Source organism: Nostoc sp. (assembly GCF_036919495.1).
Lineage (GTDB): Bacteria > Cyanobacteriota > Cyanobacteriia > Cyanobacteriales > Nostocaceae > Nostoc.
Map to the genome: position 1 here is coordinate 1 of NZ_JBALBZ010000198.1, position 16981 is coordinate 16981.

Annotated in this window: 15 protein-coding genes and 1 pseudogene; 6 read left to right on the forward strand and 10 right to left on the reverse strand. The window is 40.6% G+C overall.

Annotated elements, in window-relative coordinates; genetic code table 11:
* Window positions 1-2232: Calx-beta domain-containing protein (locus V7K25_RS27760; protein WP_335162594.1), on the forward strand; the 2232-nt coding region annotated here is incomplete at its 5' end.
* A gap of 77 nt (window positions 2233-2309) precedes the next feature.
* On the opposite strand, the gene V7K25_RS27765 is transcribed toward V7K25_RS27760, so the two are convergent.
* The 4 genes from V7K25_RS27765 to V7K25_RS27780 form a co-directional block, all read right to left on the reverse strand.
* Window positions 2310-3860, reverse strand: coding sequence for a mercuric reductase (locus tag V7K25_RS27765; protein WP_335162596.1), 1551 nt, complete (start codon window positions 3858-3860; stop codon window positions 2310-2312).
* Between the two features lie 273 nt (window positions 3861-4133).
* Window positions 4134-4829: a TVP38/TMEM64 family protein gene (locus tag V7K25_RS27770; RefSeq protein ID WP_335162685.1), complete on the reverse strand. Its 696-nt coding sequence runs from the start codon at window positions 4827-4829 to the stop codon at window positions 4134-4136.
* Between the two features lie 394 nt (window positions 4830-5223).
* Complete coding sequence (locus V7K25_RS27775) at window positions 5224-5934, reverse strand: TIGR04283 family arsenosugar biosynthesis glycosyltransferase (protein ID WP_335162598.1); 711 nt, start codon at window positions 5932-5934, stop codon at window positions 5224-5226.
* The gene (locus V7K25_RS27780; RefSeq protein ID WP_335162600.1) at window positions 5931-6935 is read right to left on the reverse strand and encodes a DUF6745 domain-containing protein; all 1005 of its coding nucleotides are present in this window, start codon (window positions 6933-6935) and stop codon (window positions 5931-5933) included. Before V7K25_RS27780 ends, V7K25_RS27775 begins: the two co-directional genes overlap by 4 nt.
* A gap of 117 nt (window positions 6936-7052) precedes the next feature.
* Between V7K25_RS27780 and V7K25_RS27785 the strand changes: the two genes are divergently transcribed.
* Together V7K25_RS27785 and V7K25_RS27790 are read left to right on the forward strand one after the other, a co-directional pair.
* A complete protein-coding gene (locus V7K25_RS27785; RefSeq protein ID WP_335162602.1) occupies window positions 7053-7550 on the forward strand; it encodes a Uma2 family endonuclease in 498 nt (165 codons plus the stop codon).
* Window positions 7551-7591: 41 nt separating this feature from the next.
* Window positions 7592-7837: pseudogene (locus tag V7K25_RS27790) on the forward strand (Uma2 family endonuclease); the annotation flags it as partial.
* Between the two features lie 61 nt (window positions 7838-7898).
* Here V7K25_RS27790 and V7K25_RS27795 read toward each other — a convergent pair.
* Both V7K25_RS27795 and V7K25_RS27800 read right to left on the reverse strand, forming a co-directional pair.
* Window positions 7899-8465 (reverse strand): DUF2808 domain-containing protein, encoded by a 567-nt coding sequence (locus tag V7K25_RS27795; protein ID WP_335162604.1) that lies wholly within the window; start codon window positions 8463-8465, stop codon window positions 7899-7901.
* A 22-nt stretch (window positions 8466-8487) separates the two neighbouring features.
* The gene (locus V7K25_RS27800) at window positions 8488-8925 is read right to left on the reverse strand and encodes a DoxX family protein (RefSeq protein WP_335162606.1); all 438 of its coding nucleotides are present in this window, start codon (window positions 8923-8925) and stop codon (window positions 8488-8490) included.
* 297 nt (window positions 8926-9222) lie between these two features.
* Between V7K25_RS27800 and V7K25_RS27805 the strand changes: the two genes are divergently transcribed.
* Window positions 9223-11412 carry a DEAD/DEAH box helicase gene (locus V7K25_RS27805; protein ID WP_335162608.1) on the forward strand — a complete coding sequence of 730 codons (2190 nt, stop codon included), beginning with the start codon at window positions 9223-9225 and terminating at the stop codon, window positions 11410-11412.
* 19 nt (window positions 11413-11431) lie between these two features.
* Here the strand turns inward: V7K25_RS27805 and V7K25_RS27810 are convergent, their stop codons facing one another.
* From V7K25_RS27810 to V7K25_RS27820, 3 genes are all read right to left on the reverse strand, one after another.
* Complete coding sequence (locus tag V7K25_RS27810) at window positions 11432-12310, reverse strand: SMP-30/gluconolactonase/LRE family protein (RefSeq protein WP_335162609.1); 879 nt, start codon at window positions 12308-12310, stop codon at window positions 11432-11434.
* 351 nt (window positions 12311-12661) lie between these two features.
* Entirely contained in the window at window positions 12662-12877 is a 216-nt protein-coding gene (locus tag V7K25_RS27815) for a hypothetical protein (protein WP_335162611.1), read from the reverse strand.
* A gap of 63 nt (window positions 12878-12940) precedes the next feature.
* Complete coding sequence (locus tag V7K25_RS27820) at window positions 12941-13441, reverse strand: hypothetical protein (protein ID WP_335162613.1); 501 nt, start codon at window positions 13439-13441, stop codon at window positions 12941-12943.
* Between the two features lie 358 nt (window positions 13442-13799).
* Here V7K25_RS27820 and V7K25_RS27825 point away from each other — a divergent pair, with 358 nt between their 5' ends.
* A complete protein-coding gene (locus V7K25_RS27825; protein WP_335162615.1) occupies window positions 13800-14525 on the forward strand; it encodes a Uma2 family endonuclease in 726 nt (241 codons plus the stop codon).
* Window positions 14526-14579: 54 nt separating this feature from the next.
* On the opposite strand, the gene V7K25_RS27830 is transcribed toward V7K25_RS27825, so the two are convergent.
* Window positions 14580-15518: an NAD-dependent epimerase/dehydratase family protein gene (locus V7K25_RS27830; RefSeq protein ID WP_335162617.1), complete on the reverse strand. Its 939-nt coding sequence runs from the start codon at window positions 15516-15518 to the stop codon at window positions 14580-14582.
* A 281-nt stretch (window positions 15519-15799) separates the two neighbouring features.
* On the opposite strand from V7K25_RS27830, the gene V7K25_RS27835 reads away from it, so the two are divergent.
* A complete protein-coding gene (locus V7K25_RS27835; RefSeq protein ID WP_335162619.1) occupies window positions 15800-16942 on the forward strand; it encodes a glycosyltransferase in 1143 nt (380 codons plus the stop codon).
* Window positions 16943-16981: the final 39 nt, after the last annotated feature.

Sequence of the window (16981 nt, forward strand, 5' to 3'; positions counted from 1 at the left end):
AATCAATCTGCTACAGAATACAGTGGTGCGATCGCACTGGTTGCAGGACAGAAGTACGATATTAAACTTGAGTACTACGAAAATAAATACGATGCAGTTTCTCACCTGTCTTGGTCAAGTTCCTCTCAGACCAAACAAATTATTCCTCAGTCACAACTGTATTCACCAAATTTACCAAATATTCAAACCGCTATCACATTAGGATCATCTTCCATGACTGTCAACGAAGGTGCTGATAATGTGACCATAACGTTGTTGAGAACTGGTGATTTAAGCAGCACATCTTCAATCAAGTATGCAACCTTAGCTGGTACTGCCACAGCAGGAGTTGACTACGGAAGTGAAGGTACCGAAAGCGCTGGAACACTTATTTTTGCACCAGGACAAAGCAGTAGACAGATATCCATTCCAATCAATGACGATTCCTTCGCAGAAGCAGATGAAACCTTTAGTTTTGTCATCGATCAGACAGAGGGAGCAACATTAGGACTTCAAAGAACTCTCGGAATTACGATTCAAGATAACGATCACTCTAGCCTTGATTTCACTCAGCCAGTAGTTAATGAGGGTGACGGTACTGCTACGGTGACAGTTACACGGGGTAACACTTCGGGGACTGCTAGCCTAGACTACATAACCGTGGATGGGACTGCTAAAGCTGGATCTGACTACCACGATGGATCTGGAACCTTGACCTTTGCAGCAGGACAAGCCAGTAAAACTATTTCTATCGCCCTTAAGAATGACACCATTGGCGAGGTAAATGAAACATTTACTTTGAAGTTCAGTAACGCAGTTGGAGTACAGTTAAATACTCAACAGACAACTATCACTATTATTGATGATGACGCTGGTAACTTTGCTTTAGAGACAGTAGCTTCTGGTTTGAATGAACCTACAGCTTTTGACTGGACATCTGACGGTAACCGCATGTTCATTGCCCAGAAAAATGGGGTAGTGCGAGTCTTGAACAACGGCACTTTATTATCAACACCATTTATCGATATCTCTGGACAGGTTAATGATACGCGCGATCGCGGTCTTTTAGGAATAGCCGTACATCCAGATTTTGGCAAAGCCACAAACCCCAAAAACTACGTTTACCTGTTGTATACCTACGATCCACCAGAAACCAATCCAAGCAACTCTAAAAACAATCCCAATAGTACATTAGACAATCCCGATCAGAATGGGAATCGGACTGCACGGCTAATTAGGGTAGAAGCTGACCCCAAGACTAATTACACTACTGCTATTGCTGGCAGTGAAGTTGTGCTGCTAGGTACTAATGGCACTTGGGAGAATATTAGCCACCCAGATGGAAATAGTACAAATGTCTCACTTGGCTACGCACCATCAGGAATTATCAACAAAGATACTGGTAAGGCGTTTACCAGCTTACAGGATTATCTCAATAATCTCGATAAAGTCCAAAATGTCCAAAATTTTATAGCTAACGATAGTGAATCTCACTCAGTTGGTTCTGTGCGCTTTGGCACCGATGGTTCTCTGTTTGTAAGCTTAGGAGATGGTACTTCTTACAATGGCATAGATCCGCGAGTAATTCGTGTTCAGGATGTCAATAATCTGTCCGGCAAAATCCTGCGGATTGATGCAATTACTGGTCAAGGTTTATCAAGTAATCCTTTTTATAACGGCGATCCTAATAGCAATAGTTCCAAAGTTTATAACTTAGGTTTGCGTAACCCCTTCCGTTTCACAATTGATAAAAACACCAATACCCCCGTAATTGGTGATGTTGGCTTTGATTCTTACGAAGAGGTCAATATCGGAAAACCAGGAGCTAACTTTGGCTGGCCATTCTATGAAGGTGGTCTTGATACAAATGGCAATATCGTCAATCTGAAACAACCAAAGTATTCTAATTTAGATGCAGCGAAAGCCTTCTATAATAGTGGCAAAGCTGTTACAGCACCAGCTTACACTTATAAGCATTTTAGTTCTAATTCCATCGTCTTGGGTGACTTTTACACAGGCAATACTTTTCCCTCAATCTATCAAGGTGCATTATTCGTTGGTGATTTCAGTCAAGGAACTATCGACGCTTTGACATTAGATAGTCAGGGGAAACTTGTCTCAGTTAAGCGGTTTGCTTCTCAAGCAGACAGACCAAATTTAGGAGTCCCTACACAAATCACCACTGGAAAGGATGGTAATCTCTACTATGCAAACTTGACCGGGGGTGAGATTGATCGCTTCCGAGCTGTTTAGATAACAATTATTAGTTAGCGAACAGAATTCAGGAGTCAGAATTCAGAATGAATTTTGACTGACTTCTGAATACTTCTTCAAGATAACTTTGTTAAAAATCCCAACAATTTTTTAGTATTTGATGTCAAGAGGGTTCGACGATAAGCATCAGCAGCTTTTTTAATCGCTTCGGCTTGAGTGGGGTAAGGATGAATTACACTGCTTAACTTACTCAAACCGATTTTATTCACCATTGCCGTAGTTACTTCTGAAATCATCTCACCGGCGTGACTGGCGACAATAGTTGCACCGATAATTTCATCAGACCCCTTTTTATGGTGGATTTTGAGAAATCCTGATTCTTCGCCATCTGCGATCGCTCGGTCTACACTACTAAAAGGTATATTAATTGTCGTCACCTCAATACCCAATTTCTGCGCCTCGTGTTCGTATAAGCCTACATGGGCAATTTCTGGATCAGTATAAGTTACCCACGGCATCACCAGACTACTGAGTTTCGAGCGTCCTATGCCAAAGGGAGAAAACAGCGTATTTTTAATCACAATTCGCGCCGCAGCATCAGCAGCATGGGTAAACTTCCAGTTCATGCAGATATCGCCAGCTGCATAAATTTTGGGATTCGTCGTCTGGAGATAATCATTTACCTTCACACCTTGGCGCTTGTCATATTCTACACCAACTGCTTCTAAATTCAGACCTTCAACATTTGGCGATCGCCCCGCACCGACTAAAATTTCATCTACTGTCACCGAATCTCGATGACCATTGGAGGAAAAGTAAAGCCGTTTCCCCTCGGTAACAGTTACCACTTCTTCCAACTTAGAATTCAATACCACGCGAATTCCTTCGCTAATTAAAACCTTTTGGAGAATTTCAGCAGCCTCAGCATCTTCTTTATTTAGAAGATGAGAACCGCTATGGAAAAGTATCACCTCAGAACCCAAACGCCGGAAAGCTTGCGCTAATTCGCAACCAATGGGGCCACCACCAATCACCGCTAAACGTTCCGGTCGTTGAATCAGGGAAAAAACCGTCTCATTAGTTAGATAACCCGCCTTTTCAATTCCCGGAATCGCCAATTGTGCAGCTCTTGCGCCAGTAGCAATTACAGCTTTTTTAAACCGGAGGGTTTTGTCGCCAACTTCCACAGTATTTTTAGTTGCAAATCGACCGCTACCCAAAAAGACATCGACACCCAAGTTTTGAAACCGTTCCGCCGAGTCATTAGGGCTGATACCAGCCCTTATCCGCCGCATCCTTGCCATGACTTTGGGAAAATCAACATCAATATTATGTTGGGGAATATTAACACCCAAGTTTTGAGCATCCCAAATTTCGCCAACAACGCGAGCAGACCGAATAATAGTTTTAGATGGTACGCAACCAACATTTAAGCAATCTCCACCCATGAGATGCTTTTCAATTATCGCCACTTTTAAACCCAAATCCAGACCCGCCGCACCCGCAGCCACTACTAACCCCGCCGTACCAGCACCAATTACTACCAAATCGTAAATATCTGCGGGTTGAGGATTAACCCAATTTGGCGGATGAACGTAAGACACCAACTTTTGGTTATACTCATCCGTTGGGCGAACAGTAACTCTCTCTAAATCTGAATTGGTCATTAGCAAAACCTTTTTTAAGAATTGAAAATACTAAATTCAACTGCCTTTTGGGGGTATTCAAAATTCAAAATTAAGAATCCTGATGAATTTAGGCGGCTCAGTCTTTTATTTTTTATGCTTGTTTAATAAGGAATACAGCCTTTGAATTGTTTTGTCCGTTTGGGAATTGACAGATACAATTGAAGCTTTCCTGTATAAGCAGTTCAACAATTGATAATTCAGAGCAATTTGCAGTTGAATAGACTACAGTAAAAATGTACAATTTGTGCGTCCTTATAATTCCTCTTCTAAAGCTTTGCGTGCAATCCGGGTGACATAAACTGTCACAGCTACTGTAGCAATCAAACCCAAAATCCGAATTGCCCATTGTAAAGTTGGGTTGTTAGGTTGAGCTTCAGTACCAATCATGGCAAGATTACCTGCAAGGGAACCAATATAAACGTACATAATGGTTCCGGGAATCATGCCTACAGAGCCGATGAAGTAATCTTTAAGTGAAACTCCTGTGATGCCAAAGGCATAGTTTAATAAATTGAAAGGAAATATTGGGGATAGTCGCGTTAACAAGACAATTTTCAATCCTTCTCTACCAACCGCTTGGTCAATGGCGGCAAATTTTTTGTTATCTGCGATTTTCCGAGCAACCCAGCCCCTTGCTAAATAACGTCCCACTAAGAAAGCAGCAGTAGCGCCAAGGGTTGCACCGATAAACACGTAGAGAGAACCCCAAACTGCACCAAAAATCACACCAGCCCCTAAGGTGAGAATAGAACCTGGGAAAAAAGCGACGCTAGCGATAATGTAAAGAGCAATAAAAGCTATGGCTCCCAGCGCACTCAGGCTATCAATCCACTGCAACGAGTCCCGTAAGATGGCTTGAGGATTGAAAGAATTTGGATTTGTAGATTCTTGTGCTAAAGCTGGGTCTGTGTTTAATGCGAAAGCGTAGGCGTAGCCTGTCGTAGACATCGCCAATATTAGTAATATTAATCCACTTAGGCTAAAAAACTTCTGCAAGTTTCTGGCATCAATACTTTTAAATATCTGAATAATTATTAGTTTTGTCATTGGTTATTATTTCTTCTAATGCCACACTTTATTGCACCTGCCTATCCCGCCTGAGAATAAATTCTCTTTTCTTATAGCCCAAGTCCACTAAACGTGGACTACAACTCTTACTCAGTCTTCTTTAGAAGACTTTAGCTATAAGCCTCAGAATTCATTCTGAGGCGGTCGTCGAGACTGATGCAAGTTTCTGAGTTAACCTCTTCATTTTTATAACTTTGACCTTCTGAGGCTCAATGTTGAAACTTACACCTTGAATCTACTGCCCCTAAAATATACTACTTATATGAGAAACAGCTTAAATTCTCTTAAACTTTTCTTGGCGATACCAGCGACAAATTCGCTTAGGTGAAATGCCGAGTAAATAAGCAATAATTACTATTTGATTGAGTAGCGTAGTTTTAAACACTCCCTTTTGTAACCATCTACGGGCTGAGGTAACAATTGGTGTAGGAATAATTACAATTTGTCCGATGGGTTTTAACCGACGCATGAGTTCAAAGTCTTCCATGATAGGCAATTCAGGAAAACCGCCAATTTGCTGAAATACTGCTTTTGTTAAAAAAATTGCTTGGTCGCCATAAGGCATTTGGTAAAAATGCGATCGCAAATTTACACCCAACTCCACCCATCGTAAACTTAAAAGTGATGCATCAATCCGCAACTTAAATGCACCAGCTAAAGTCCCAGGCTGTTGTAGGGCTGTGCGAACCATGTCATCAAACCCAGTCGGTAAACAGGTATCTGCATGGAGAAACAGCAGAATCTCGCCGGTAGCAGCTACAGCACCCCTATTCATTTGCACAGCACGACCGGGAGACGATGAGATAATTTTGACACCTAAAGACTGAGCGATCGCTACAGTATCATCATTAGAGCCACCATCTACAACAATGACTTCTATATTTATACCGAGTTGAGTAGTTGCAATTGCCTCTTTGATATTCTCTGCTTCATTAAGAGTCGGAATAATAATAGAAATCCTAGCTGCGTCAATATTTTGACTCATGACTCTGATTTAGTTCTGCCTTGGTTTACCCAACGTACCGCCTCAATAGCAGATGCAAACCGCATAGACACCCTAGAAACGCGCACTTCCCCTGTATTGGGATTTGTAGCTTTGAGGAACTGCATAGGCTGGACATTAACTCGCTCTCTAACGATACGTAACAACTTGTATTCTTCCCAGGAGTCAATTTCGACTGTGTTCATTTTTTCTAATAAGTTTACCCAGCCAATATCATCGAGTTTACGCGTGTGTTCTAGCTGTAGTTTACCGTGGTGTGCATACAAGTTATATCCATCTGCAAACGCTATAGCAGGTGTATCTTCGGCGTGGAGATGGTTGTTGCTATCAATACTAATTGTGGTCGAATGGTTGGAGATAATCGCAATATTCTTAAAAAGGAAAGTCCAGCCGCAATTCTTAACCAACTCTTCTAAAATTAATAATTTGTTTTTAAATTTGTCATAGTTTAAACTATAAATACAAAAATCAAAATAACTACCTCCTGCAATTAAAGTTTCAGGTTTTAGGCAGGAAGAAAATATATTTTTAAGAAAGTGGCGATCACCTTTACCAAAGTGTTTTTCAAAAACACCTCGCCACTGTTTCTCTAGCTGGTTTTGAAGTAAATTGGCATACTCTTGTGCCAAATAATTGTCAAACAATGGATGTAAATTTGTTTGTAAATCAACGGCTAGTCGCACGAGCAAATCTGATTGTAAATTACTGTAGATTCTGCTCCAATAGGAACTATCTATGGCATCACCCAGAATTGTATAGGAATTAACTTTAAACAAATTCCAGATGTAGTCCAACACAGCGTTAGGGCTATCAACAATAATTATTTCAGGTTCCGTAAGTTCTAGTGCAGTATATATTGCTCGAACTGCATCGGTAGCGTGTTGTTGGTTGATGCGTTCAGTGGATAGCCCAATGTGTTGCCATTTTTCTCGATATCGGGGTATGAATGCACGTTGTTCTGGTGTCAGATAGTCTGCGGACATAGCAGGTATGCGATACAGTGGCTATTTTGTATTAAAGCAGGTTATTTGACTTGGTTAGTAGAATTTAAGAAAAAGCCACTCTACTGGTTTAAAAATGTCATCTTCAAGATAATCCCCATGACAGCTATTACCGTCAACTTGAACCCCATTATTCAACTCACCGACAACCAATTTTATCAACTCTGTCGGGAAAACCCAGAAGTCAAATTTGAACGGAATGCAGAGGGAAAACTACTAATAATGCCAGCGACAGGCAAAGAAACTGGAAATAATAATTTTGAAATTTCTGTTGAGTTTGGAATTTGGAATCGCCAAACTCAACTAGGAATTTGCTTTGATTCTTCCACCTGCTTTAAGCTTCCCAATGGTGCAAAACGTTCTCCTGATGTAGGTTGGATAAGAAAAGAGAGATGGAATGCACTCACACCCGAAGAACAAGAAAAGTTTCCGCCGATCGCACCAGGGCGGCCGCATCATGTCAATAAGCAGCCTATATTCTTAATAGAGTTAAAGTTAATGTCATTAGGTCTTACTTATTGCGAAAAAATTAGGCGATTGTTTTGGGGCTTAAAAAATAATCAAACGCGAAATCCCTATTTTTTCGTTGGTTCTTAACCTTCGTTGTGATCAAGAGTAATTTAGATGCGTTTGCCCTGCCGATCGCACCAGATTTTGTTTTAGAGTTAATGTCACCAAGCGATAGTTTGCGAGAAACGCAAGCAAAAATGCAGGAATATATCGATAACGGAGTTAAATTAGGCTGGTTAATTAATCCGAAAATGCGTCAGCTAGAAATTTATCGTATTGGTAAACCAATCGAAATACTAGCATCTCCACAAGAATTATCAGGAGAAGATGTTTTACCAGGATTTATTTTAAATTTACAAATCATCTGGAAATAAATATTTGCGATGCCTGCGGCGGGCTGCGCCTACGCAATTTCACAACAAGCTGCTGTAATAGTTATGGAAACCACGAGCTACTTCTATTGCTGTAAAACTGAAACCGTCCAAAGCCGAGAAATTGTCCGTGGGATTTTTCACCTGCTGGGAACGCTGTCACACCCAATAAGTAGACACCAGAAAAGCTGGGATTACTCACAGGGCGGAGGGCGATTGTAACTGTCTGTCCCGGAGTCACAGGTGGATCAAAGTTCACAGTAACAGTTCGTGTCTTGCGTTCTGCTGTGACTGGGCCTAGTGTTAGCCGAGATTCTTGGCGATCGCTCGTTCCGACAAATGCGCGGGTATCATTAAGCTTGTAGTCGATGTTTTCTGCTCCCTCCTTCTGGGCGATCGTTACCTTCTGGAGCGATTCTCCAGCATTCTCCGGCACGTTAATAATAAAATAATAAGTCCCGCCCCAAACATTCACTTCTTTGTAAGTAGTTGTAGCTTTAACAAGTTTTGGCGGTTCGACAAAGTAGACTGTGCCATCTCTGAGCTGCACTGCTTGAGTCACCGGAACAGTAACTCCTCCAATACTTATTGCTAACAAGAGTGTTATCCCAAACAAAGTTGCAACGCGCATAATTCAAATATAAAAAACGCACTTACTTCAATTTTAGTTCTTTAGGAATGAGCGACTTGGGAATAATAGAAGCTTGTTTTTCCCCATCATAAGATTTCGTGTACCACCAAGCCCAAGCAATTAAAACTGCTTGAAAGGGCAGCCTGACTACGTGTACCCAAGGTGAATTTGGTATATGTTCAATCTTAATAAGGTTAAGCGCCATATTAATATTCGCAGGGTAAACAGCGATAAAAAGAGCAAGAAGTCCCCAAGCAGCAGCTTGACTTACAGGCGGGACTAATAAACCGATACCACCTAAAATTTCATAGAAGCCACTGAGATAAACTAATCCTAAAGGGTAAGGTAGTTGCGGCGGCACAATTTTGACATATTCTCCTGGGACAAGAAAGTGTGTCACTCCAACCACAATGATGCATATAGCAAGGATGACTCGTAATATTTCCTTATATTTATTCATAGGTTTTGCCTGATTTATATACTTGTTCCTATTACTTCAGTTTGAGTTATAGATGTTCATCTGTCTTGAGTCAACAGGAGGAAAAATCGGCAAAATTTTTTAAAACCTATTTAATTCAGAGATTTATCTATAACAGTTCTAAATTATTGGTGAAAATTAACGAATCGCCTTCTCTGCGAGAGGCTTCGCCAACGCGTAGCGTCTCGCAGAGAAGAGCGCCAAGAAAAAACGAGAAGTTTTCATATCTGATTTAGGATTGGTATAACTACCTATTACTAATTATTATTCATAAAAAATATGAGTGATGCGTTTAACCGACTTGCACCCTTCATCCAAGAATATATTTATCATCACCAGTGGACTGAATTACGACCAGTTCAAATTGCCGCTTGTCAAGTTATATTTGACACTGACGCTCACTTGCTAGTTACTGCTGCAACTGCTGCGGGTAAAACAGAAGCAGCCTTTCTACCAGTTTTGACTTTATTACATGCTAACCCTGCTGCAACTATAGGGGTATTATATATTAGTCCAATCAAAGCTTTAATTAACGATCAATTTGAGCGCCTCAACAACTTACTTAAAGAAGCAGATATTCCAGTTTGGCACTGGCACGGGGATGTTTCTCAAACTCGAAAAAACAAACTTTTAAAAAATCCCCAAGGTATTCTACAAATTACACCAGAATCCCTAGAAAGCTTGTTAATCAACAAACATAACGACCTCCTTCGCTTATTTGGTGATTTAAGATTTGTCATCATTGACGAGATTCACGCCTTTATGGGTTCCGAACGCGGTTGTCAAATTATTTGCCAATTACAACGTTTAGCAAAGTTGACGCAAAAGCAACCGCGCCGGATTGGTTTGTCGGCAACTCTTGGCGATTACTCAATAGCTGAAGAGTGGTTGCGTTCAGGAACAGATAAGCCAGTAATTACACCGCAAACTGACGGCATAAAACGCCAAATTAAACTAGCTGTAGAACATTTTTATATTACTGATGAAGTAGATGAATCAGAGGCAACAGTCTATGAAAAATATATTTTTAACCTTAGCCAATCTAGGAAATGCTTGATATTTGCTAATAATCGCACGCAAACTGAATCTGTAATAGCATCTTTGCGGCAAATTGCCACAGAACAAAGGCTACCAGATATATATCATGTGCATCATGGGAGTATATCTGCTAGCTTGCGGCAAGCTGCTGAAAATGCGATGCGTGAACCCAACAATCCAGCAGTTACTGCCGCCACTCTGACTTTAGAATTAGGCATAGATATCGGTCATTTAGAGCGAGTTATTCAGTTAGAATCACCCTTGTCTGTAGCTAGCTTTTTACAGCGCTTAGGACGTAGTGGCAGAAGAGGTGAAGCTGCCGATATGCGCTTTATCTGTGCTGAAGAGAAACCATTATCAGAAGCTTCTTTACCAGAGCAAATACCCTGGCAACTTTTGCAGTCTATTGCTATCATTCAACTTTATTTAGAGGAGCAATGGATTGAACCAATCAGACCGATTAAATATCCTTTGAGTTTGCTTTATCACCAAACAATGAGTATTTTAACAGCAGCAGGGGAAATTTCACCTAATGCCTTAGCTAAACAAATTTTTAGCTTGCCGCCCTTTGTTGCTATTTTCAAAGAAGATTTTCAATTATTGCTCCGCTATTTAATTGATATTGGTCATATTCAGCATACTGAGCAAGGTAAATTAATCCTGGGTTTGGCAGGAGAAAAGATTGTGAGAAAATTTCAGTTTTATGCTGTCTTTGCTGAACAGCAAGAATATATTGTTAAGCAAGGTGCAACGCAAATTGGCAGTATCGTAACGCCGCCTGCTGTTGGAAATCAATTTGCTTTAGCTGGGAGAACTTGGGAAGTTATAGAAGTTGACTTTAAAAAGAAAGCTATTTTTGTTAAACAGTCCGAGGGAAAAGCTAGTATTTATTGGCGTGGTAGTGGTGGCACTATTCACACCAAAGTTTTACAACGAATGCAACAAGTTCTATTTGAGAATGTCGAGTACAGCTATTTGCAAAAAAATGCTTTGCAACGTTTATTTAAAGTTCACCAATTGGTACAGCAGGTAGGATTAGATAAACAAAATATATTGCAATTAGAAAAGGGTAAATGCTGCATTTTTCCCTGGATGGGTACGGTTGCTTATCGCACTTTAGAAAGATTACTCAACTCTTACTGTCGAGAATCTTTGGAAATTACAAGTATTGGCGGACTAAATCCTTATTATTTAACAATTAAATTAGGTAAGGATAAATTTAAATATCTTTATCACGAAATTGATTCATTGTGTGAACAAAGAATTACCTCAGAAGATTTACTCAGTACTTCAGAAGCACCGGAAATTCAAAAATACGATCAATTTATTCCTCATTCACTTTTACGAAAAGCTTTTGCTAGCGATTCTTTAGATATGAAAGAACTTAAACAACAAGTGGCACTTTGGAGAGAAGAAAATATAGCACAATAATTTAATTACCTGAAGGTTTCTATAGTTGATAAAAATCATAATTAGGTAATCCAGTAACATCAGTTTGGAGGGCAAAAAAATCACCAGAGTAGAAACTTTTTTCGATTTCTGTTTGGCTTAATCCAACTGAAGCAGTAGTTATGTAGAGTGTTTGCAAATCTTCGCCCCCAAAAGTACAGCTAGTTGGCACTTGCACGGGTAGCTTTATCCGCAATATCTCTTCACCCTTGGGATTGAAACGAATCACACACCATCCACCCCACATAGCTGACCAGATATGTCCTTCACTGTCTATTGTCAACCCATCTGGATGGAAGGATTCATGAGTTAAATCAATAAAAGTTCGACGATTACTAATGTCTCCTGTTATTGAATTAAAGTCATAAGCATATATTTTTTGCTGAGGAGAATCTGTTAAGTAAAATGTCTTTTGATCTGGACTCCACCCTAAACCATTAGAGATAGTCAATCCCGTTTCCATCACATGCAATAAACCATCATTGTCATAGCGATAAAGGCTAGCGTAGGGTTTTTCCAAAGAACACATTGAGCCAAACCAAAAACGTCCTTGAGAGTCACATTTACCATCATTAAAACGATTATCTGGTAAATTTCCTTCAATTTCCAAAATTGGCGTAACTTCACCTGTCTGGGTATTGAGGAATGCCAAGTGATGACGCAGTGCCATGATTAATCTATCTGCACCTGCTGTTGCGATCGCACCGACGACATCTCCTACATCAAAAAAGCAGTTTTCCCCCGTAGTAGGATTGAACTGATGCACCCGATGGTTATAAATATCGACCCAGTACAGTAGGTTTTGGGTAGAATCCCAGATGGGGCCTTCACCTAAACGGGCACGGGCTTCTAGAACATTGTGGAGTGGATATTGTCCCATAAGCAGTTAATTGAAATATTAAATAAAGTATACATCTTTACCCAATGTCAACTCAATCTCTACTATAGGAATCATATTTGATTTCTGAAAAAATCTCGGTAGTCTTGTAGTGAACCCTCTTGGCTAAAATGTTGCAAAAAAATTGTAGGTTGGGTGGAGGCTTTGCGTAACCCAACATCCTGATATATGTTGGGTTGCGCTCCGCTCCACCCAACCTACGTCTACGTCTAATGCACTGCACTATTTTAGCCTGGAGGGTTCACTACGTGCATTTCAAAATCAAATACTAGTCCTATATTAAATTCTTGGTTTAACTTATAACACCTGGATTTTATATTTTCATCATCCTTTTTATTCAAGTTCAGGGTCTGTATACCATTTCATAAATTCCCATTCATTAGCTTGGTCATTTGCTTCAATCCACTCTGGTGAAGTATCTGAATCAATATGCCAATCACTTTGCCTACTTTGGTAGCGAACTATGTAACCTCTAGGTAAAATCTTCCAGTAAGTTGCTTGCCAAGGTTCCAGCATATCCCAAACCTCTGTCCCGGAAATATGAACCATGGCACACACATAACAATCGACGTTAAGAAATTTTTCTATAAATTGGCGATCGCCACTTACTATTTATGATACAGATATTTCACCAGGACTACAACCAAGACGGTGCGTATAATAACGATTCCAATCTGGATGAGTTATCAATTCCCAACGAGTTCCTCCTTGAGGAGTTAAGTAGTAAAAAGCTCCAAGTTTCCCTTCTAAAGAAGCCTCAATTTGTGAGAGGGTTAATACTACTGGTCTTCTAGGTTGATAGTTAGGAATTAGCCACTTATGGATTAGTGAAATTTGATCGTTATCGTCTTCACCTCCTTCTGGAAAAGGGGCTAGGGGTGAAGGGTATCCCTCATATCGATCTAGATCGGATCTAACTTGATGAACTGCGACATAATCTCGAATTTCATCTTCATTAGGGTTTACCTCTGCCAAGATATCTCCATTCTGAAATAGACAATTTGCTGAATAAGCTACCTCAGCATGAGAGATTTTGTGATCTTTTGCAACATTTTTGAGAGTTTCATGAAAATATAAAGCAGACTTGAGAATAAGATACTCCACTTTATTCATATCTGTTGTTTAGTGATTGGGAAACTAATTAAATCAGGGGTACAGTCCTAAGCTCTCATTGTTGGGTTTGTCAATATCCAGCTTCGATTTTGAGCTTTATTATTAGTTAATTTTGTTCCGTTTAATTCGTTATTTGCTTTTTTTAGCATAAAATATGCGGTAGAACCACAAAAGTGTGCATTACTAACTTGAACTTGAAAATAAATAAAAAGAGAAAATCTTTATTCCTGTTCTCGTAAAAACTAAAAATCAATTAATCGCGTCTTTCCCAGGTATAAGAAAAAATATTTTCTTTTGATTTTTGCCAAACCTTTACCGCGATCCGTTAACTTAAAATTAGTCGGTCAAGATTTCCCTTATGTACCAAACAGACCCGCCTCTCTCCCCCAAAGAAGTCCTACCTACAATGTATGATCTTCCCAGTGAATACCCGGAGGACTCTGGTTTGCCTGACGAATTTCACCTTTTTCAACCCCAACTTCTGCGCGAAACCTTCTGTCCACCTAACTATCCAGCAGAGGAGGTTTTTGTTGCCACCGACTTAAACCTTTACTATGACCTGCGGCATACACTGTGGTACAAACGCCCGGACTGGTTTGCTGCTGTGGGAGTTTCGCGTCTCTACGAACAGCAAAACTTGCGTCTCAGTTATGTTATCTGGCAAGAAGGGGTTGCTCCTTTTGTAGTGGTAGAATTGCTTTCTCCTGGCACTGAAAAAGAAGACTTAGGACAAACTTTGCGGGAGATTAGCCAACCGCCGACCAAATGGGAAGTTTATGAGCGGATTTTGCGAGTTCCTTACTACATTGTGTTTGACCGCTACACTGACAAACTCCAAGCATTCCAATTAGTTGCAGACCGCTACAGTGAATTGGACTTAAGTACCCCACGGGTGTGGATGCCGGGTTTGGAATTGGGCTTAGGACTTTGGCAAGGTTCTTACCAACGAATTGAGCGATTGTGGCTACGTTGGTATGATGCATCCGGGAATTGGCTTTTCACACCTCTCGAACGAGAAAGTCAACGTGCTAACAAATTAGCAGCACAACTGCGAGAGTTAGGCGTTAACCCTGATGAGTTATGAAAATGCGATCGCATCAGTAGGAGCACACAGCAATGTGCCCCTAAACATCTTTACTCACACAGCTTGTAAAATCTCCTCATCTACAGAAAAATCAACATCAGCCTTATCTTTTGCATTAGCTAAATAATCATTTTCCAGGGAATCTTGTAACCCAGAAATTAAATCATATTCAGGATGCCAGTTTAATTCTGTTTGCGCTTTATTCACCGAAGCAAAGAAATGCTGCACTCGCATCGGAAAAGCTTTGCGCTTGCCGAAATCAAACTTTTTCGGGTCGTAATGAACGATTTTTACAGCATCGGGTGATTTACCAGCCGCTATAGCGCTAGCACGGGCTAAACCATCAAAAGTAACAAAGCGATCGCCAGATATATTATAAATCTGTCCTATGGCTTGTTTATTACCCAAAACCTTAGTCATTGCTAGTGCCAAGTCTTTTACATGACCTAGCTGGGTGATATGCAAGCCATTTCCGGGGATGGGAATGGGGCGATCGCGCACAATTCTGTCAAAAAACCAGCCTTCCAACTCATTATAATTACGAGGCCCGTAAATATAAGTAGGACGAATGGAAGTAAAAGGTAATCCCAATTGAGTCAGATAAGCTTCTGTTTCATGTTTACCCTTGTGGCGACTTTTAGGATCTACTGAATCGCCTTCTACATGGGGCAATTGGTCAGATTTGAGATACACTCCCGCAGAACTCATATAGACAAAATGTTGCACTCGGTCTTGAAAAATCTCTGTTAGTGGTTGAGTATCAGTAAGTTCTCGCCCGTTATTGTCAAAAATGACATCAAAGTTTTCTTGTGATAACTTTGCCTTTAATTGAGTAGCATCAGTGCGATCGCCTATAATTTGTCCTACTCCCTCTAAAGAAGGTGCTGGCCGATTTCCCCGATTGAACAGCACCACCTCATGTCCTTGTTCCACTAATAATTGAGTCAAATAGACACCAATGAACCGAGTACCACCCATAATTAGAATTCGCATAAATTCACCATTTTTATATCAGTTGTCGTTAAGGCACTAGGGAGTGGGGAATAGGGGAAAAGCAGCAAAGGCAGGGGAAGAAAACTATTGGTATTTCCCATTTTCCATTCCCCATTCCCACTCTGAGATTATCAGGTTGCAGCATCCATCTGGAACCTCTAAGGTAAAATTGCGTCTTATGTGCTAATCTGGGCCGCTTCCCGTTAATTAATCACAAGGAAAGACTTTTCAGTTAACGTCATCAAGTTGGCCTTTGTAGTTTCCATTTATTCAAGTTAGCTGTGCCCTTGAAATATGCTCTGGTTCATGAGTGGCTGACACCCAAAGCCACCGGTGGTTCAGAACTCGTTGTCCGAGAAATTTTGAATCACATTGATGCTGATTTGTATGCCCTCATCGATTTTGAATCCAGTAATCCTGAAAGTTATTTATATAAGCGTCAAATTGGCAAGACGTTTCTCCAGAACTTTCCATCTGCCCGCAACGGTATACAAAAATACTTGCCTTTGTGGCCTTTGGCAATTGAACAACTTGATTTGCGACATTATGACGTAATTCTGTCTTCATCCCATGCTGTTGCCAAAGGAATCCTTACCACTCCGGAACAGATGCATATTTGCTACTGTCACAGCCCTATGCGCTATGCCTGGGACTTGACTTTTGATTATTTGCGCCACAGCAAGATGGGTAGTGGTTTCCCTGGGTGGGTGACGCGATATTTATTACATCGTTTGCGGCAGTGGGATGTATTGAGTGCCAATCGCGTGGATTACTTCATTGCCAACTCGCAGCATACAGCTCGGCGGATTTGGCGTTGCTATCGACGAGAAGCAACAGTCATTTACCCACCAGTGAATATTGCGGAATTTCCATTTCTGTCTGAGAAAGAGGACTTTTACCTGACAGTTTCTCGGTTAGTAAGCTACAAGCAAATATCGTTGATTGTCAAAGCTTTTAATCAACTAAAACGACCATTAGTAGTCATTGGTACAGGAGATGAAATGAACAAGATTCGTGAGATGGCAAACTCTAATATCCAAATACTGGGATGGCAACCTGATAATGTGGTAAAAAAATATATGTCTAGGGCTAAGGCGTTTGTATATGCAGCTTGTGAAGATTTTGGTATTGCCCTAGTGGAAGCACAAGCCTGTGGCACGCCAGTGATTGCCTACGGTGCAGGGGGTGCTTTAGAAACAGTGCGAGATATTCGCTCTGGTGCGGATACAGGGACAGGTATATTCTTTAGGACGCAAACAGAGGCGGCTTTGGTGGAGGCAGTAGAAAAGTTTGAAGTGTGTGAGGGTTCGTTCAGTTCTGAGTATATGCGATCGCACGCCGCGCAGTTCTCACCGCAAATTTTTGCAGATCGTTATCTAGATTTTGTAAACAAATGTAACGAAAAAAGACCATTTTTGCAATGATGGTCTTGAATAACGTCTTATTTTTTTAGGCTTTTGGCA

Excerpts from the sequence above, each read along its gene's own strand:
- V7K25_RS27785 (WP_335162602.1), top strand. The coding sequence starts at position 7,053 with ATGACAGCTATTACCGTCAACTTGAACCCCATTATTCAACTCACCGAC.
- V7K25_RS27795 (WP_335162604.1), bottom strand. The coding sequence starts at position 8,465 with ATGCGCGTTGCAACTTTGTTTGGGATAACACTCTTGTTAGCAATAAGT.
- V7K25_RS27770 (WP_335162685.1), bottom strand. The coding sequence starts at position 4,829 with ATGTCTACGACAGGCTACGCCTACGCTTTCGCATTAAACACAGACCCA.
- V7K25_RS27815 (WP_335162611.1), bottom strand. The coding sequence starts at position 12,877 with ATGGTTCATATTTCCGGGACAGAGGTTTGGGATATGCTGGAACCTTGG.
- V7K25_RS27780 (WP_335162600.1), bottom strand. The coding sequence starts at position 6,935 with ATGTCCGCAGACTATCTGACACCAGAACAACGTGCATTCATACCCCGA.
- V7K25_RS27800 (WP_335162606.1), bottom strand. The coding sequence starts at position 8,925 with ATGAATAAATATAAGGAAATATTACGAGTCATCCTTGCTATATGCATC.
- V7K25_RS27830 (WP_335162617.1), bottom strand. The coding sequence starts at position 15,518 with ATGCGAATTCTAATTATGGGTGGTACTCGGTTCATTGGTGTCTATTTG.
- V7K25_RS27805 (WP_335162608.1), top strand. The coding sequence starts at position 9,223 with ATGAGTGATGCGTTTAACCGACTTGCACCCTTCATCCAAGAATATATT.
- V7K25_RS27825 (WP_335162615.1), top strand. The coding sequence starts at position 13,800 with ATGTACCAAACAGACCCGCCTCTCTCCCCCAAAGAAGTCCTACCTACA.
- V7K25_RS27765 (WP_335162596.1), bottom strand. The coding sequence starts at position 3,860 with ATGACCAATTCAGATTTAGAGAGAGTTACTGTTCGCCCAACGGATGAG.
- V7K25_RS27775 (WP_335162598.1), bottom strand. The coding sequence starts at position 5,934 with ATGAGTCAAAATATTGACGCAGCTAGGATTTCTATTATTATTCCGACT.
- V7K25_RS27810 (WP_335162609.1), bottom strand. The coding sequence starts at position 12,310 with ATGGGACAATATCCACTCCACAATGTTCTAGAAGCCCGTGCCCGTTTA.
- V7K25_RS27820 (WP_335162613.1), bottom strand. The coding sequence starts at position 13,441 with ATGAATAAAGTGGAGTATCTTATTCTCAAGTCTGCTTTATATTTTCAT.